This is a genomic window from Ferrimonas balearica, assembly GCF_019802055.1.
Classification (GTDB): Bacteria; Pseudomonadota; Gammaproteobacteria; order Enterobacterales; family Shewanellaceae; genus Ferrimonas; species Ferrimonas balearica_A.
Map to the genome: position 1 here is coordinate 725,350 of NZ_JAHVHW010000007.1, position 15,516 is coordinate 740,865.

Genomic DNA, 15,516 nt, shown 5'->3' on the forward strand with positions numbered 1-15,516 from the left:
TTGGCGTTCTGGCCGCGATGACGGCATTCACTTTCTCTCTGCCAGCCCTGGCCGAAACGACACCGCCGGTGGCACTGGCTATCCATGGTGGCGCAGGCACCATCGACCCGGAAAAAATGAGTGACGAAAAGCGGCAGGCGATCGCCGCGAAACTGGATGAGGCACTCACCTCTGGCTATCGGCTGCTGCAAAACGGCGGGTCCGCGCTGGATGCGGTCGAGGCGGCGGTGCGGGTGCTGGAAGACTCTCCGCTGTTTAATGCCGGAGTGGGGGCGGTCTACACCTGGGAGGAGGGCCACGAATTGGATGCCTCCATTATGGATGGGGCCACCCTGGAGGCTGGCGCGGTGGCGGGGGTTCGAACCGTACGCAATCCCATCTCACTGGCGCGCAAAGTGATGACAGATTCCCCTCATGTAATGTTGGCAGGGGAGGGGGCCGAGGCCTTTGCCCGGTCACAGGGGGTTGAGATGGTGCCCAACAGCCACTTCGATACGGAGTCCCGCCTGAAAAGTCTGAAAGAAGCGAAAGAGAAGATCCTCGCCCGTGAGGGGGTCAGTCACCAGGCCGCCGTCGAGTCGCTGGAGAGCGAATTTAAGATGGGCACTGTCGGAGCCGTTGCACTGGACAGCACCGGCACACTCGCCGCGGCAACCAGCACCGGAGGGATGACCGCAAAGCGCTGGGGCCGGGTTGGCGACAGTCCGGTAATTGGCGCCGGCACCTACGCTGACGATGCCGTTTGCGCCATCTCCGCTACCGGACACGGTGAGTACTTTATCCGTTACAACGTGGCGGCGGACATCTGTGCCCGGGCTAAATATCAGGGCATCTTGCTGGCGGAGGCAGCGGATGAGGTGATCCTGAAGCGACTCAAGCAGGCGGGGGGCACCGGTGGTGTGATCACGCTGGACCCCGAAGGACGAGTGGCAATGCCCTTCAATACCGAGGGGATGTACCGGGCCAGTATTGACGCACAGGGCAACAAGCAGATCGCCATCTGGCAGAGTGTCATCGAGCCCTGAACTCGCCTGACGAGGATGGCGAACACATCAATCGTTTTTCCTACAAAGACAGAGTGGGATGGTGGGGCTACCTTTAAAAGGAATCTATCGGCCTATTAGGGGGAAGGATGGAATCGGTCAAAGTCATTGATTACATGGAGCGTCATCCTGTGAAGTTGACGCCCGACACGCCGCTGTCAACGGCGGTTGAGATGCTGCTTGAGAAAGGTCAGCTTGGTGCGCCGGTGGTGGACGCTGAAAACCACTTGCTGGGATTTATCTCGGAGCAGGATTGTCTGGCCAAAATGCTGGAAAGCTCCTACCACTGCGACCTGACGGCCAAAGTGGCAGATGTGATGAAAACCGAGGTACTCACCGCCAGACCCGAGGATTCAGTACTCTCTCTGGCGGAGATGATGCTGGGGCAGAAACCCAAGATCTACCCGGTGCTCGAAGAGGCCAGGGTGATCGGCATTATTGATCGCAGTCGGGTTCTGAAAGCGATCGGCACCCACCTGAAGGTGTGTTTCCGTCACGCGGTGTGAGCGGCGCAGCCACACCGGAATACGGCGCGGTTTTCCGCGCCGTTTCTTTTTTGTCCCAACGGGATCACGTTTTGACAAAAAAGAATAAGCACCAAGGATTTGTTGTTAAGAAATTCTGCAATTGAAATGCGGCTTTCCCGTACTATTAGGGGTTAGCGAAGTTCATGGAGAGTGAAGATGAGAGACCGGGTTTGGGAACAGTTGCGCAGCGAAGCGGAAGTGATTACCCGCAGTGAGCCCCTGCTGACCAGCTATGTTCACACCTGCATTCTGAGCCACCGCAGTCTGGGTGGAGCGCTCAGTTTTATCCTGTCCAACCAGATGGCGGACGAAGTGATGTCCGCCATGGTACTCCGGGAGTTGCTGGAGGAAGCCTATAAGGCCGACCCCGGCATCACCACCTGCGCTGCCCATGATATTGAAGCCGTCTTCAACCGTGACCCTGCGGTCAAAACCTTTCTCACCGTGCTGTTGAACCTCAAGGGGTTCCAGTCGATTCAGACGCATCGTCTGGCCCATCACCTCTGGCACAGTGGTCGTGAGGAGCTGGCGCTGTTCCTGCAAAGCCGTAACTCCCAGGTGTATGGCGTGGACATCCACCCGGCGGCCCAGATCGGCAAAGGGGTGATGTTCGATCACGCCACCGGCATCGTGGTGGGGGAAACCGCCGTGATTGAGGACAACGTCTCCATTCTGCAGTCCGTTACCCTGGGTGGTACCGGTAATGAATCCGGCGACCGTCATCCGAAAGTGCGCAGTGGTGTGATGATTGGCGCCGGTGCCAAGGTGCTGGGCAATATCGAAGTGGGCGAGGGCGCCAAGATTGGTGCGGGCTCCGTGGTGGTTAACCCGGTGCCGCCTCATGTGACCGTGGTGGGCGTTCCCGCCAAGATTGTCGGACGTCCCAATTGCGAGCACCCCTGCGACACCATGGATCAAAGCCTGCTCGGAGGCGGCCCGGACATCGGCGCCGGGATCTGAGTCGGTAAGTTCTGAGTAAGGCGGCCAAATGGCCGCCTGTTCTTTTTTTATGATCTGTGACAACGTGAGGGAGACGTAGGAATCTAGACTAACAATCAGATCCCAAACCGTTTTGTGCGCTTTGACGTCAGGGACAGGGGGGAGAAGCATGGGGCAATCGATCCACCGGACGGCATTCAGCCGGGAAGACCACCAGCGTTTTGCCCGGCAGCTTCATCGAGATCTGGAAACTCTGGAAGCGCTACTGGCCACCCCAGGGTGGGGCGTGGGCCCTCGCACTCTGGGGGCCGAGCTGGAGCTTTATCTGACGGACCCGAAGGGGCGACCGGTGCCGCGCAATCAGGAGGTGTTGGCGCTGGCAGGGGATCCCCTGCTGACCGAGGAACTCAACCGATTCAATCTGGAGTACAACTGCCCCTACACCGAATGTCAGGGGGCGCCCTTTTCCTGGCTCAGGGAGAAGATCGACCACCGTCTGAGCACGTTGCGCGATCTGGTGGCCCCCAAACAGATTCTGGTAACGCCCATCGGCATTCTGCCCACCCTGACCGAAGACGACTTCGGCCTTCACTCCATGACCGATACTCCTCGCTATCATGCCTTGACTCAGATCCTGACCCGCGCACGGGGTGGTCCGTTTCAGATCTGCATCAGCGGCACCGAGCGCCTGGTGATGAGCGCCGATGACATGACTCTGGAGGGAGCCAACACCTCGTTCCAGATGCATCTGAAGGTGGCCCCTGCCGAGTTTGCCGCCTGGTACAACGCCATCCAGATCGCTTCCGCCTTTGCCCTGGCGCTGGGGGCCAACTCCCCGGTGTTTCTGGGCCGCAGACTCTGGCATGAAACCCGGGTGCCACTGTTTAAGCAGTCCATCGATTGCCGCAACCTGTGCCAAATGAACTGGCAACCCCCGGCCCGGGTGTCGTTTGGCAAAGGCTATGTGCGGAGCAGTGCGCTTGAACTGTTCCGTCAGGGCGTCAGCCTTCAGCCTGTGCTGCTGCCGGAGTGTGATGAAACCGAGACCGTAAAGCCGGGTTGTGGCCCGGCGCTGAGCGCATTGCGGCTGCACCACGGTACGGTGTGGAGCTGGAACCGTGCGGTTTATGATGATGCCGGTGGTGGCCATCTGAGAATCGAACTTCGCAGTCTGCCCGCCGGGCCAACCTCACTCGACATGCTGGCCAATGGCGCTCTGACTCTGGGGCTTGCCCAGGCGCTGATGCCGGAACTGGACCGGCTGATGGACACCCTGCCTTTCGAGTTTGCCGAGTACAACTTCTATCGCGCGGCACAAAGGGGGATCCATACCCAACTGCTCTGGCCCAATGGTCAGGGCAACCTGGATGAGATCCCCGTGTTACGCCTGTTACCAGAATTGGTGGACAAGGCAGAACAGGGGCTGTTTGAGATGGGCATCGACGTCCCGGAGGCCGCCACACTGATGGCGGTACAACGTGAACGGGTAGAGAGAAAACAGACCGGTGCCACCTGGCAGTTGAGCTGCCTGGAGCGGCTGGAAGCCAACAGCAATCGGCAAGAGGCCCTGTCCAGAATGTTTGCGCACTATCGGCGTCACAGTGATACCGGTGAGCCGGTGGCGCGATGGAGTTGCCCATGAGCCTGCAGTTCAATACCGATTGGCCCACAGCGGAGGAGTGGGAGCGAGGACTGATGGAGTGGCTTCATCAGCAAGCGGGACCGAGCTGGCTGACCTGGCCCGGCCGGGATCCCTCCCGTCATCGTGTGGTGGTGACGCTGCTGCATGGCAATGAACCCTCTGGTCTGAAAGCGCTGTGGCAGCTGATGGCAGATCCACCTTCCTGCGCGGTGACCAGCCACTTTTGCATCGCCAACCTCAAGTCCGCGCAGTTGGAAGGCGGTTTTGTTCATCGCTATCGCCCCGGCCATCCGGATCTGAACCGCTGTTTTGGTCGCGCCGGACAGGGGGAGGAGTACGAACTGGCGGCGGCCATTGAGGCCCGAATCCAGGCGCTGCAGCCGGAAGCGGTGGTGGATCTCCACAACACCTCGGGCAGCGGGCCCAGCTTTGCGGTCACCATCGCGGATACGCCAGCCCATCGCGCCCTGGCCGAACGGTTTACTGAGCGCCTATTGCGTACCCGGGTTCGACTGGGCGCCCTGATGGAACTGACCACACCACAGTGCCCCATCATCACCATCGAGTGCGGCGGAGCGATGGATCCCGCTTCCGACGAAGTGGCACGGGCAGGATTACAGCGCTTTTTGAGCGAAGCTCCGTTGCTGGATGAGGAGCAGGGCGATTGGCCCCTGGACCTGTTGTTTGATCCGGTTCGGGTCCAGTTAGTGCCGGGCGGGCAGATCGGCTATGCCTATACCCCCTTGGCAGAGCGGGATCTGGTACTGCCGCCGGACATCGAGCGTCTGAACTTTGGCTGGCTGGAGGCGGACACTACCCTGGGCTGGCTCGGCGAGCGAGGTCTCGAGGCGCTACGACTGTCCGATGGAATCGGGCGGCCAGAGGTGGACGCCCTGTTTTATCAGGAGGGCAATGAGTTGCGCCTGCGCCGTCCCAGCAAGCTGTTTATGATCACGACGGATCCTGGCATCGCGCTGTCGGATTGTCTCTTCTATATGGTGGCGGCGGAACCCAGCGTAAAAAATTACGCAAGTGACTGATTTACTGTCTAAGGTTAGGGCGATACGTGTATCGGGAGAGAATCATGAACCGCCTGCTAACCCTGCCATCTGTCACGCTGGCATTGTCACTCGTCACCACTGCCGCCAATGCGGGGACCTTTCCTATTTGGGGCGAGGAGGCGGCGGCCAGAGGATATGAGTTACCGCGAACCTACGGATTGACCCTCAGCGCCATGGACATCGACCAGCCACTGGTCATTGATGAGATCCGACTGACTGACCCCAATGGCATTCTGGAGCAACTGGTGGCGGTTGAGGGGGATCGGGCCGACCAGGAATCTCAGACCTACACCCTGCGCGGTGACATGTGGCTGTTTCCGTTTCTGAACCTGTACGCGCTGGTCGGTTACACCGAGGGCACCAGTGAAGCGATGGTGGACCCTTTTGTGGGGGGCCAACCGGTAACCGAAGAATCAGTACTGTTTCCCCTGGATTTTAACGGCACCACCTATGGCGGGGGCCTGACACTGGCTTATGGTATTGGCAACTGGTGGGCGGCGTTGGACAGCAACTACACCTTTACCGACCTCAATATCATCGACGGTGAAATAGAAGCCTTTACCTCATCTCCCCGGCTGGGTTATCGCTGGCCAATGGGGGTTCATGAGTATCGCTTGTGGGTGGGCGCCATGTACCAGGATGTGGAGCAAACCTTTGAGGGGAAGCTCTCCAATCTGGGACTGGGGGGAGGCTTGAGCGAACTGCTGCAGACCATCGCCCCGGATGGCCGCTTTATCGTGCAGCAGCATCTGGTGTCGCCCTGGAATACGCTGGTGGGTGCCATGTATGTCTATGACCGGCACTGGGAGTTTATCCTGGAGGGGGGCTTTGGCGACCGTGACTCCATCTTCTTCTCCACCGGGTATCGTTTCTGATATTCACAGGTTGTCACAACCAAGACGCCCGGCATAAGCCGGGTGTCTTGGTTTGGGGGCGACTACAGCGCTTCGGTGTGGGTCAGAAACTTGTACAGCTCAGTGCCCTGCTGCGCATTGGCCGAGGCAAAGTGCAATACCGGCACCGCATCGCAGGGCAAACTGACCTCCGTAAACAGCGGGGTGTCCTGACCGAGCCGGTCGTAGTGCCAAATCCTCACCACCGGCGCCCCGGCGGGCACCGGTTGCCCAAGGGGAGCCAGGTATTCAATCTGCCCGGCGCAGGGGCTGTACAGCGCCCGGTAGTGTTCCAGGGCACAGGCATATTGGGTTTCCGGCGCCACGTTATGGGTACCCTCAGGCCAGCAACCCATCACTTCCAGGTAGCGGGCAATGCCCGCCGCATCCCGCTCGGCCTGGGCGATATCCAACTTCTCCTGGCTGCCCAATTCCAGGGTAAAGGCGTCAACCTGTACCGGGAAGGTTCGGCCCAGCTCGGCAAACTGCTGTGACAGTTGCCACCAGGGGCTGAATGCCGCCTCATCCATGGCGCCGCCAAAGTCGCTGGGCATCACAATGTTGAGGGGGATATTGAAGCGGTGCGCCCGGGCGCGGGCGTACTCAGGAACATAGAGGTGTCGTGCGCTGATGGGGCCGGTGTGGAGATCCAGCACGATGTCCGCCTCCACCGCCATCTGTTGCAGGCGCAACGCCATGTGCTGACCGGTTTTCACGCCCCAGGGGGAATCCAGTCGGGCCGCCAGTTGGGCGGTCAACTGCTGACGGAATGCGTCGGTGACTTCGGTATCGCTGAGGTGGAGGTGAGTGTGGCAAAACGCCTCAATGTCACGGTTGTTGAAATGGTACTGGCGATTCCAGTTCTCCCCGCTGATGGGGTCGAAACGCCCCAGGGTAAACTCGCCGCTCTTCTGATTGATGCCGATGGGGTTGGCCAGAGGCACCAGAGTGATGTGGCCCTTCGGAGGGCGCGCACGGCATAAGGCCAGAAAGCGCTCTAGAACGGCGTTACCCTGAATCTCTGCGCCATGAACATTGGCCTGCAGGTAGACGCGTGGGCCGCCGGGCTGGCCCTCAACGGTGATAACGGGAACGCGGGCCGGTTCACCGCTGGGTTGCTGCCCGACCTCCAGATGACTGGTGCTGATCATCCTGTGATCCTGTGACTGAATGCGTGCCGCCTGTTGTATCACAGAACCGGCCAGGTTCATATGGACGTCCAGATGTCTCATCCAATCGGCACGCGGGAAGGTTGTGACATTGATCACGGCTTTGGGTAAGCTTGGCTTCAACAGGTAAGACCAGTAACAGCACAAGGATCGTTATGTCCCAGTCTCACAACGACAACTACGTTTTGCGCCTCTACCACAAGCTGAAGAACAAGCCCTTTGGCGGCTGGTTGTTCAGCCGGGCGTTGGCGGCCAAGGCCCCCTATTTCAAGACGGTTGGCGCCAATATTATCCAACTGGAACCGCATCGCTGCGAGTGCGTCATCCCCAAGCGTCGCGCCGTTGAGAACCATATCGGCACCGTGCATGTGATCGCCATCTGCAACGGACTGGAGTTGTCCATGGGGGTCATGGCGGAAGCTTCAATCCCGAAACACCTGCGCTGGATCCCGAAAGGGATGAGCCTCGATTACACCGCCAAAGCGGGAAGCGATATCCGCTGTGTGGCCCGGGTTAACCCGGAAGACTGGAAGCCGGGGGATCTCGATGTGGAGGTGATTGCCTATGACGATCAGAACATTGAGGTGGTGCGTGGCACCATCCGCCTCTGGATCAGTGAAAAGCCCGCAAAACCCAAGGCGGCCTGAGTGTTGATGGAGGGCCTGGGGTGCGAAGCGGCGGGATTCCGGGTGCACATGGGCAACCGGCCGCCGCTGATGCCGTTTGACCAGCCGCAGGGGGTGATGCCCCTGATCACCGGGGATATTGCCGCCATTAATCAGGCGGGGGGCAACGGCTGGCGCAAGGTGTTCAGCGTGTACGCCAAACTGGTGTGGGCGCTCCCCCCTCATTGGCCACAGCGAACCAGGGACCGGTGTTGGCAGGCGTATCGCGATGGACGACTGCTGCAAAGCGGCAGTGGCACTGCGTTGCTGTTTTCCGACCCCGTTGCCCGGCCGGACGGAACACAGATCCTGATGGGGAAGGGCTATGGTGAGGCTGCCGCCGAACGGGCGGGGATCCCCCTGACCTGGCTGGACCTCCACTTTGCCGTCAGCCCCGATGGCCGCACTATCCTCTGTCCCTACTTCGACTATCGCCAGTTAACCAACGAGCGAATTGAGCGCCTGGTCGGCTTGCTCAATCCGATACATCATTGAACTTGATAACTCGTTTCAGTAATTGGGTTTATCTGTTGGCTGCCGAGGGTAGAATAGCCACACCCTTTTAACGACCACGCATCCAACCTATGTTGTCGGGCCAATCACGCTTCACTGCCAGTCTCTGCCGCAAAGCCTGTCTTACCATGCTGGCCGTGGGGATCTGCGCATGTCTCTACATCGCCAGTAATGGTGAGATGGAGCACCAGGCCTTCTCATTACAGAGACTGGGAATTCTGGGTGTTGGCCTGATGTGTGTGGCTCTGATGCGGGGCGGAGAGATCACCACCAGCACGGTACACGCGGGCATGACGCTGAATTGGCGAGCATTGGGAAGGGTTCTGATTGGCAATCTGGTCGGAATCGCTCTGGTGCTGCTGGTCGCCACTTTGTTGGGTGCCGCGATGTGGCAACAGGGGCAGTGGGGACTGTCCGCACTGAACATTGCGCTGGTGAAGATTCACTACGGCTATTGGGAGTTAGTGGCGCTTGGTGTGTTGAGCAACATGGGCCTCTGCCTGGCGATCTGGCTCAGCCGGGTTGCAGAGGGCACGGTGCTGAAGTTGATGACGCTGTTTGCGCCGATCTGGCTGTTCCTGAATACCGGCATTGAGCATGTGATGATCAACCTGATCCTGATCCCCATGGGCTTCGTCGTGCTCCATTTTGCACCGGAGGCATTCTGGTCCGTAACCCAGAGTGATCCCGGGCTCTATACCGATCTGACCCTCACCAACCTGGTTTTCGATAACTTGCTGCCTGTGCTGCTGGGGAACCTGGTCGGAGGCTGGGGAATGATTGGATTGGTTCACCTCTGGCTGGATCGGGATGAACAGGATCCCCTCTTGCTGGACGAACTGGATGGCGAGAAGTAGCCGGGCTCAATCAGCCCGGCCGGTCAGACTCTCAGGCGCGCAGTGAGCGGCGCTTCTGGATGTGGCGTGCTTCCGCCATCAGACAGTCCCGCAGCGGATGCAGAGCGCTGTCCGCCCGCCAGATAAAGGAAAGACGACGCTCCATGTTCAGCTCCGGCACATTCAGACAAACCAGATCTCCCCGCGCTACGGCCGCTTCCACTTCCAGGTAGGGCAGGCAACTCAGGTAGTTTCCTTTGGCCACCAGGGAACGAAGAATGCTGACCTGCTCATACTCGTGGCGAACATTCAGATTATCGATAAGCCCATGCAGGGCGGAATCAAAGATGGCCCGGGTGCCGGCGCCACGCTCACGTAATACCCAGTTGGCCTGCTCCATCTGAGTCAGGCTGATCCGCTCCAACTTGGCGTAGGGGTGGTGCTTACCCGCGACCACGGCCAGATGGTCGTAACACCAGGTCTGCTGGGCGATACGGGCATCATCACAACGTCCCTCAATCACCCCCAGTTGGAAGCGGTGCTTCAATACACCCTCAATCACCGCCTCGGTGTTGGCCACATCCACCCGCACCTGTATTTCCGGAAAATCACTATCAATTCTGCTGATGAGTTCCGGTACCAGGTGTTCCGCGCCGGTCTGACTGGCCCCCAGACGGATCTCACCGCTGAGCAAATGCTGACCGGAAAACCCCAGTTCAATCTGACGCGCGTCGCTGATCAGCGCCCGCGCTTTTGGCCGCAACCACTGGCCCCAGTGGGTAAGAATCATGCGTTTACCCACCCGTTCAAACAGCGGGTGCCCCAGCATTTTCTCGAGCTGAGAGAGCGACATGCTGGTGGCGGACTGGGTCAGTGCCAGCTTATCCGCCGCCTGGCTGACGCTGCCTAAGGTGGCGATGGCATCAAATACCATCAGTTGCTTCAGGGTGTACTTCATAAAGGGCAGTCGAAGACTTTTATTGGTTTAAGGCGGGTTCAACAGTGAACCGGCTGAAAGATCATGCCATATCCCCATCCCGCCGCCCATTTCGCCGGGTGAAAACTGTGCACCGGGTCATCAGTTGAACTGATGGCGCATAGCAAAAGAATCAAATTTTTTTTGCGGCTTTCCCGCCGTAACGTGAATGGCGTCCGGAGTGGTTCCGGCAGATTGTGATCTGAGGAGTATTGCAATGAAAAATCCAACCGAGCGCACGTCGGGCGTGCATCAGGGAGAAGATTCATGCTGAGCCTGGTGGCGGAACAGCCAAAAGGGGACCCGCTGTTGCTGGCGGCAGAGAAGTCCGCTCTGGCGAAAGCAAGCAAGCCCACCCGCGTGGCGTTCTCGTTGGCGGTTCTGGCGGGGATCTACATCGGCATCGCCTTCACCTTCTACATCACCGTAGTGACCGGAGCGGGCGATATGCCCTGGGGCGTCAGCCGCCTGCTGGGCGGACTGGTGTTCAGCCTGGGATTGATTCTGGTGGTGGTCGGTGGCGCTGAACTCTTTACCAGCACCGTTCTGACCGTGGTGCCCTGGGCATCGGGCAGTTTGTCCTCCAGTCGGATGCTGGCGCATTGGGGCCGTATCTACGCCGGCAACATCGTAGGTGCGCTGGCCCTGGTGGCGCTGCTGCTGATGGCCGGCCAACCGGATCTTCTGGGTGGCCAGTGGGGCCTGACGGTGATGTCGGTAGCCAGTCACAAGCTTGAGCACAGTTTCGCTCAGGCGGTGGCGCTTGGGGCGCTGTGTAACCTGCTGGTTTGCCTCGGGGTCTGGATGACCTTCAGCACCGAAAACCCGGCGGCAAAAGCGGCTCTGGTGGTATTGCCGGTGGCGATGTTTGTCAGCGCCGGGTTTGAGCACTCCATCGCCAACCTGTTCCTGGTGCCACTGGGCATCGCCATTCACCAGATGGCGGATGGCGCATTCTGGAGCGCGGTCGGCGCTGATTCAGCCCAGTTCGCCCACCTGACAGTGCGCAACTTCATTCTTCACAACCTTATCCCGGTCACCCTCGGCAATGTGCTCGGTGGCGGCCTGTTTGTCGGCTTGTTCCATTGGTGGATCCATGGCCAGCGCCCGACCAACGTAACCCAATTGACTGTACATCAAGGAGCTTCAACCATGTCCAAGCCTCTGTCCCAACTCACCGTGGCCGAACTGGCCGACACTCAACCCCTGCTGGTGGCGCCGGATGCCAACGTGGCAGAGGTGACCGCTCAACTGATGGCCCGTGGTCGTGGCGCAGCCCTGGTGGTTCGTAACGGTCAGCCGGTGGGCATGGTGGATGAGCAGGACCTGCTGCAAGCCTGCTACCTGGCCAACTTTGAGGATGCTCAGTTTGTGCCGGTCGAGCAGGCGATGCAGCCGGTGACCTTTATCGTCGATGCGGACGAGCCGGTGACCAAACTGGCCTGCCGCATGGCGGTGGATGAGGAGAAGCTCTACCCGGTGAACGACGGCGGTTACCTGACCAGCTACAACATCGGCACTCTGGAGCAGCGCGCTAAAGACGCGGTGCCCTGCGGTAATGCCATGGCAGTCGTGATGAAAGAGGGTCGTGTTGCAGGCGTGGTGGAGAAGCGCAAGCTGCTGGCGCTGGTGACCGGTACGCTGGCGGAACCGAAAAACGACAGCCAGGACACCGTGCAGGAAGACGCTCAGGTGGCGTAAGGCGGAATTGAAAAAGGGAGGCGATTGCCTCCCTTATTTCAGTTCCATGTAAGCCAATTTGCTCAGGCGTAGGCGTCTTCCAGGATTTGCCGGCTGATGGCAGGGGTGAGATCGCCGGTTTCAGAAAGGGCGACCATGCCGTGCGCCTCCAGTGCTTTTACCACTTCTTCAATCTGATCCTGCTGAATGCCGTAATCGGAGAGGCGGGTTTTCACACCCAGAGATTCAAAAAAGTCGCGGGTCTTTCCGATGGCGGCGTCGATACGCTCCGCCTCAGTGCCTTCAGTGATGTCCCATACCCGTTCAGCGTACTGAAGCAGTTTGGCGTGTTTCTTATCCTTACGATGTTGCCACAGCGAGGGCAGAACGATGGCCAGGCTCTGAGCGTGATCGACGCCAAACAGCGCGGTCAATTCGTGGCCAATCATATGGGTCGCCCAGTCATGGGGTACCCCTGCGCCAATAAAGCCGTTAAGGGCACAGGTGGCGCTCCACATCAGGTTGGCGCGGGCCTCGTAGTTTTCCGGCTCGGCCAGGGTGACTGGGCCCACTTCGATCAGGGACTTCAGAATCCCCTCGGCGGTGCGATCCTGCACCATGGCGCCTGTGGGGTAGGTGACATACTGTTCCAGCACGTGCACAAACGCATCCACCACGCCGTTCGCCACCTGTACCGTTGGCAGTGAGTAGGTGAGCGTCGGGTCCAATACGGAGAACTGGGGGAACAGCAGAGGGCTCATCACCGGGAATTTGCCGCCCTGGTAGGACACTACGGCGCCCATGTTCATCTCGGAGCCGGTGGCCGGAAGAGTGGCCACGGTCGCCAGTGGCAGTGCCTCTGCGATAGGCAGGGGCGCAAAGCCGTGGCTCAGCAGTGAGGCCTCGTCGCCCTGAAATGGCACGGCAGCAGCGATAAATTTGGTGCCGTCCATCACCGAGCCTCCGCCAACGGCCAGCAGAAAGTCCACCTGCTCTTTGCGGGCCAGATCGACGGCTTTCATCAGGGTCTCAAACTTGGGATTGGGCTCGATGCCGCCGAACTCCAATACGGTGCGGTTACCCAGGCCAGCAAGAACCCGGTCCAGAGTGCCAAACCGCTTTACGCTGCCGCCACCATAAAGCACCAGCACCTTGGCGTCGTCGGGCACCAGATTATCCAGTTCGCCCAGACGATTCTGGCCAAAGACGATGTGGGTGGGATTGCGGTAATCAAAGTTCTGCATGGGAAGTTCTCCTCACTGAGTGTTGAGTTCAGCTTAATGGCTGGCGCGCAGGTTTGAATGGGGATAACGGTCAAACACATGCCTAAAGCGCTCACCGTGAGTTTTTCTGTGCAAGTTGAGTCCGGTTATGACTTATCCTGTGCCTCAGCTGATTGAAGCGGTTATCCGGAGGAATCATGACCCCACTGGCTCAGGCTTTGGCCCCACTCGCCCTCAATGAAGGCGTGAATAAAACGCCTCTTCCCGGCGTTTGGATCTATAAGTCCAGCGACTCCCGACCCAGAGAACCACTCTGTTACAGCCAGGGGATCATCATTATGGCTCAGGGCACCAAGCGGGTGTATCTGGAGGAGCAGGTGTTTGAGTACAACCCGGATAACTACCTGGTGTTGACCCTGCCCATTCCTGCCGAGTGTGAAACCGTGGTAACCGATGGGCCGCTGCTGTCGATGGTTGTGGACATCGATATTGGTCTGCTGCACCAGTTGGTCCGGCTGTTTGACGAACATCACCAGGCGCCGGAAGCGGAACGTCAGGCAGAGGGGAGGAGTCTCTATGTCAGCCCGATGGAAGCGGAGTTGGGTGAGGTGGCGCTGCGACTGGCTCAGTGCCTGGCCTCGTCACTGACTTCAGAGGCGCTGGGAGAGGGGCTGGTCAGGACCTTGCTGTTTCAACTGCTGCGTGGGCCGCAGTCCGCTCCACTGTTCGCGCTGGCGCGCCACAACACGCACCTGTCCCGACTGGAGCGGGCGTTGAAGCATATGCACGTGCATTATGATCAGGCGTTGGATATCGACAGTCTGGCGGGCATGGCGAACATGAGTCCCTCCACCTTCCATCGAAACTTCCGTCAGATGACGGCCTCATCCCCCATCCAATACCTCAAAAAGTTGCGACTTACCCGGGCTCGCGAACTGCTGCAGGACAGGGGAATCAAGGTGAAGCAGGCGGCAGCCATGGTGGGTTATGAAAGCCCGACTCAGTTCAGCCGCGAGTTTAAGCGCTACTTTGGCCAAACGCCCCAACACTGGGCCACTCAGGGTGGGTGAGGGTTGCGTTGCGCTGGCGGGATCTCTGAACGGATATCACGGGTTCAGTCCGTTCGTTTCAATACCATCAACTGGTAGCTGAATTGCGCTCCGGCCTGGTCAAGGATCGCCAACTCCCGCTCGAGATCCGTCATCGCTCTGGAGCCGGACACCTCCGGCGCCAACTGCACCAGTCGCTGTCGCAGTGGCTGCACGTAGGCCTCCCAGGCGGCCTTGCCCAGCGTGCGAGTGGCCACCACCTTGAAGCCCTGCTCGGCACATTGCGCCAGGCGGGTTTCGATGTTCTGCATATCCGGGTATTCCGATTGCCAGAAAGCGCCTATCTCGTCGCTAGCAGGCGCATCCAGCCACACCGCGTCACTGACCACCAGATAACCGCCTGAGGTCAGTAGGGGCCGCCACTGCTTCAGTGCTTGCTCAAACCCGATGATGTAGGCGCTGCCCTCGCTCCACAGCAGATCAAAGCTGGCGGGCGGGTAGGGGATGGCATCCATGCTGGCGTTGCAGGGGGTGATTCGCTTGCTCACACCCTGTTGGTCTGCCCGCTCCGCTAATCGCACAAGGCTCTGGGGAAAGTTATCGAGCCCAACAATATCGGCTTGGGTGTGTTGGGCCAACAACAGTGCAGATGCGCCCGGGCCACAGCCGATATCAAGAATATGGCTGGGGGAGGGGGTGATCTGTTTCAGGGCCCACAGGGTGTCCTGTTCGCTGCCGGGCCCATGACGATCCAAACCCGCGAATATCCGTTCGAAGTCCTGCATATAACGCTCATGCTGATGGAGATCTTTGGAAAGCCATCGCAAGCGAGATACGCCACTTTCATCCAATCCCTGCGTCAGCAACCAGTCCCGGTGAGCATTGGGGGCGATCGACTCCATCCGCTGATGAAAGGCACGCAGCCCTTCAGAGGACTTCCCCAACAGCGCCTTGAGCAGATCCCGGGCGTGCTGCTTCTGTTCAATCTCTTTCTCCAGGGCTTCCAGACGTTGTTGCAACAGGGGCGGTTCGATCCCCTGCTGCAGAATCTGCTGGCACTCCTTCAGGCTCAGCCCTCCCTGGTGCAACTCCTGAATCATCAGCAATCGCTGAAGGTCGTCATCGTTGTAGTAGCGATAACCGTTGCCCGCCCGGCGGCCCTGTATCAGCCCCAGCTTTTCGTAATAGAGGAGCGTGGAGCGGGCCAGACCGCTGCGTTTGCCCAGTTCGGAAATGCGATACATATGCGTGGAAGTGTTGTGGGGTGGCTCTAGAGGATAAAGGGTAAAGCCCTGGACAG

Annotated in this window: 15 protein-coding genes; 11 read left to right on the top strand and 4 right to left on the bottom strand. The window is 59.4% G+C overall.

What is annotated here, in order from left to right:
* Positions 1 to 17 precede the first annotated feature (17 nt).
* The 6 genes from KUV52_RS10800 (at position 18) to KUV52_RS10825 (ending at position 6,087) form a co-directional block, all read left to right on the top strand.
* Entirely contained in the window at positions 18 to 1,025 is a 1,008-nt protein-coding gene (locus KUV52_RS10800) for an isoaspartyl peptidase/L-asparaginase family protein (RefSeq protein WP_222526831.1), read from the top strand.
* Between the two features lie 107 nt (positions 1,026 to 1,132).
* Positions 1,133 to 1,549: a CBS domain-containing protein gene (locus KUV52_RS10805; RefSeq protein ID WP_222525948.1), complete on the top strand. Its 417-nt coding sequence runs from the start codon at positions 1,133 to 1,135 to the stop codon at positions 1,547 to 1,549.
* Positions 1,550 to 1,726: 177 nt separating this feature from the next.
* On the top strand, positions 1,727 to 2,530 hold the full coding sequence (gene cysE, locus KUV52_RS10810) for a serine O-acetyltransferase (protein WP_222525949.1): 804 nt from the start codon (positions 1,727 to 1,729) through the stop codon (positions 2,528 to 2,530).
* 148 nt (positions 2,531 to 2,678) lie between these two features.
* The gene (locus tag KUV52_RS10815) at positions 2,679 to 4,151 is read left to right on the top strand and encodes a glutamate--cysteine ligase (protein WP_222525950.1); all 1,473 of its coding nucleotides are present in this window, start codon (positions 2,679 to 2,681) and stop codon (positions 4,149 to 4,151) included.
* Positions 4,148 to 5,191, top strand: coding sequence for a succinylglutamate desuccinylase/aspartoacylase family protein (locus KUV52_RS10820; protein ID WP_222525951.1), 1,044 nt, complete (start codon positions 4,148 to 4,150; stop codon positions 5,189 to 5,191). Before KUV52_RS10815 ends, KUV52_RS10820 begins: the two co-directional genes overlap by 4 nt.
* Positions 5,192 to 5,235: 44 nt before the next feature.
* Complete coding sequence (locus tag KUV52_RS10825; RefSeq protein WP_222525952.1) at positions 5,236 to 6,087, top strand: virulence protein; 852 nt, start codon at positions 5,236 to 5,238, stop codon at positions 6,085 to 6,087.
* Between the two features lie 62 nt (positions 6,088 to 6,149).
* Here KUV52_RS10825 and KUV52_RS10830 read toward each other — a convergent pair whose 3' ends face one another.
* Positions 6,150 to 7,256, bottom strand: a complete 1,107-nt coding sequence (locus tag KUV52_RS10830; protein ID WP_222525953.1) for a succinylglutamate desuccinylase/aspartoacylase family protein — start codon at positions 7,254 to 7,256, stop codon at positions 6,150 to 6,152.
* Between the two features lie 173 nt (positions 7,257 to 7,429).
* Between KUV52_RS10830 and KUV52_RS10835 the strand changes: the two genes are divergently transcribed.
* The 3 genes from KUV52_RS10835 (at position 7,430) to KUV52_RS10845 (ending at position 9,309) form a co-directional block, all read left to right on the top strand.
* A complete protein-coding gene (locus tag KUV52_RS10835) occupies positions 7,430 to 7,921 on the top strand; it encodes a hotdog fold domain-containing protein (RefSeq protein WP_222525954.1) in 492 nt (163 codons plus the stop codon).
* A 6-nt stretch (positions 7,922 to 7,927) separates the two neighbouring features.
* Entirely contained in the window at positions 7,928 to 8,434 is a 507-nt protein-coding gene (locus KUV52_RS10840; protein WP_409996484.1) for a DUF6942 family protein, read from the top strand.
* Between the two features lie 89 nt (positions 8,435 to 8,523).
* Positions 8,524 to 9,309, top strand: coding sequence for a formate/nitrite transporter family protein (locus tag KUV52_RS10845; protein ID WP_222525956.1), 786 nt, complete (start codon positions 8,524 to 8,526; stop codon positions 9,307 to 9,309).
* Positions 9,310 to 9,340: 31 nt separating this feature from the next.
* Here the strand turns inward: KUV52_RS10845 and KUV52_RS10850 are convergent, their stop codons facing one another.
* Positions 9,341 to 10,246, bottom strand: coding sequence for a LysR substrate-binding domain-containing protein (locus KUV52_RS10850; RefSeq protein WP_222525957.1), 906 nt, complete (start codon positions 10,244 to 10,246; stop codon positions 9,341 to 9,343).
* 285 nt (positions 10,247 to 10,531) lie between these two features.
* Between KUV52_RS10850 and focA the strand changes: the two genes are divergently transcribed.
* Positions 10,532 to 11,965 carry a formate transporter FocA gene (gene focA, locus KUV52_RS10855; RefSeq protein ID WP_222525958.1) on the top strand — a complete coding sequence of 478 codons (1,434 nt, stop codon included), beginning with the start codon at positions 10,532 to 10,534 and terminating at the stop codon, positions 11,963 to 11,965.
* Positions 11,966 to 12,027: 62 nt separating this feature from the next.
* Here focA and KUV52_RS10860 read toward each other — a convergent pair whose 3' ends face one another.
* A complete protein-coding gene (locus tag KUV52_RS10860; protein WP_222525959.1) occupies positions 12,028 to 13,188 on the bottom strand; it encodes an iron-containing alcohol dehydrogenase in 1,161 nt (386 codons plus the stop codon).
* A 176-nt stretch (positions 13,189 to 13,364) separates the two neighbouring features.
* Between KUV52_RS10860 and KUV52_RS10865 the strand changes: the two genes are divergently transcribed.
* Positions 13,365 to 14,237: an AraC family transcriptional regulator gene (locus KUV52_RS10865; RefSeq protein WP_222525960.1), complete on the top strand. Its 873-nt coding sequence runs from the start codon at positions 13,365 to 13,367 to the stop codon at positions 14,235 to 14,237.
* A gap of 44 nt (positions 14,238 to 14,281) precedes the next feature.
* Here KUV52_RS10865 and KUV52_RS10870 read toward each other — a convergent pair whose 3' ends face one another.
* The gene (locus tag KUV52_RS10870; RefSeq protein ID WP_222525961.1) at positions 14,282 to 15,460 is read right to left on the bottom strand and encodes a MerR family transcriptional regulator; all 1,179 of its coding nucleotides are present in this window, start codon (positions 15,458 to 15,460) and stop codon (positions 14,282 to 14,284) included.
* Positions 15,461 to 15,516: the final 56 nt, after the last annotated feature.

Excerpts from the sequence above, each read along its gene's own strand:
- KUV52_RS10800 (WP_222526831.1), top strand. The coding sequence starts at position 18 with ATGACGGCATTCACTTTCTCTCTGCCAGCCCTGGCCGAAACGACACCG.
- KUV52_RS10805 (WP_222525948.1), top strand. The coding sequence starts at position 1,133 with ATGGAATCGGTCAAAGTCATTGATTACATGGAGCGTCATCCTGTGAAG.
- cysE (WP_222525949.1), top strand. The coding sequence starts at position 1,727 with ATGAGAGACCGGGTTTGGGAACAGTTGCGCAGCGAAGCGGAAGTGATT.
- KUV52_RS10815 (WP_222525950.1), top strand. The coding sequence starts at position 2,679 with ATGGGGCAATCGATCCACCGGACGGCATTCAGCCGGGAAGACCACCAG.
- KUV52_RS10820 (WP_222525951.1), top strand. The coding sequence starts at position 4,148 with ATGAGCCTGCAGTTCAATACCGATTGGCCCACAGCGGAGGAGTGGGAG.
- KUV52_RS10825 (WP_222525952.1), top strand. The coding sequence starts at position 5,236 with ATGAACCGCCTGCTAACCCTGCCATCTGTCACGCTGGCATTGTCACTC.
- KUV52_RS10830 (WP_222525953.1), bottom strand. The coding sequence starts at position 7,256 with ATGATCAGCACCAGTCATCTGGAGGTCGGGCAGCAACCCAGCGGTGAA.
- KUV52_RS10835 (WP_222525954.1), top strand. The coding sequence starts at position 7,430 with ATGTCCCAGTCTCACAACGACAACTACGTTTTGCGCCTCTACCACAAG.
- KUV52_RS10840 (WP_409996484.1), top strand. The coding sequence starts at position 7,928 with ATGGAGGGCCTGGGGTGCGAAGCGGCGGGATTCCGGGTGCACATGGGC.
- KUV52_RS10845 (WP_222525956.1), top strand. The coding sequence starts at position 8,524 with ATGTTGTCGGGCCAATCACGCTTCACTGCCAGTCTCTGCCGCAAAGCC.
- KUV52_RS10850 (WP_222525957.1), bottom strand. The coding sequence starts at position 10,246 with ATGAAGTACACCCTGAAGCAACTGATGGTATTTGATGCCATCGCCACC.
- focA (WP_222525958.1), top strand. The coding sequence starts at position 10,532 with ATGCTGAGCCTGGTGGCGGAACAGCCAAAAGGGGACCCGCTGTTGCTG.
- KUV52_RS10860 (WP_222525959.1), bottom strand. The coding sequence starts at position 13,188 with ATGCAGAACTTTGATTACCGCAATCCCACCCACATCGTCTTTGGCCAG.
- KUV52_RS10865 (WP_222525960.1), top strand. The coding sequence starts at position 13,365 with ATGACCCCACTGGCTCAGGCTTTGGCCCCACTCGCCCTCAATGAAGGC.
- KUV52_RS10870 (WP_222525961.1), bottom strand. The coding sequence starts at position 15,460 with ATGTATCGCATTTCCGAACTGGGCAAACGCAGCGGTCTGGCCCGCTCC.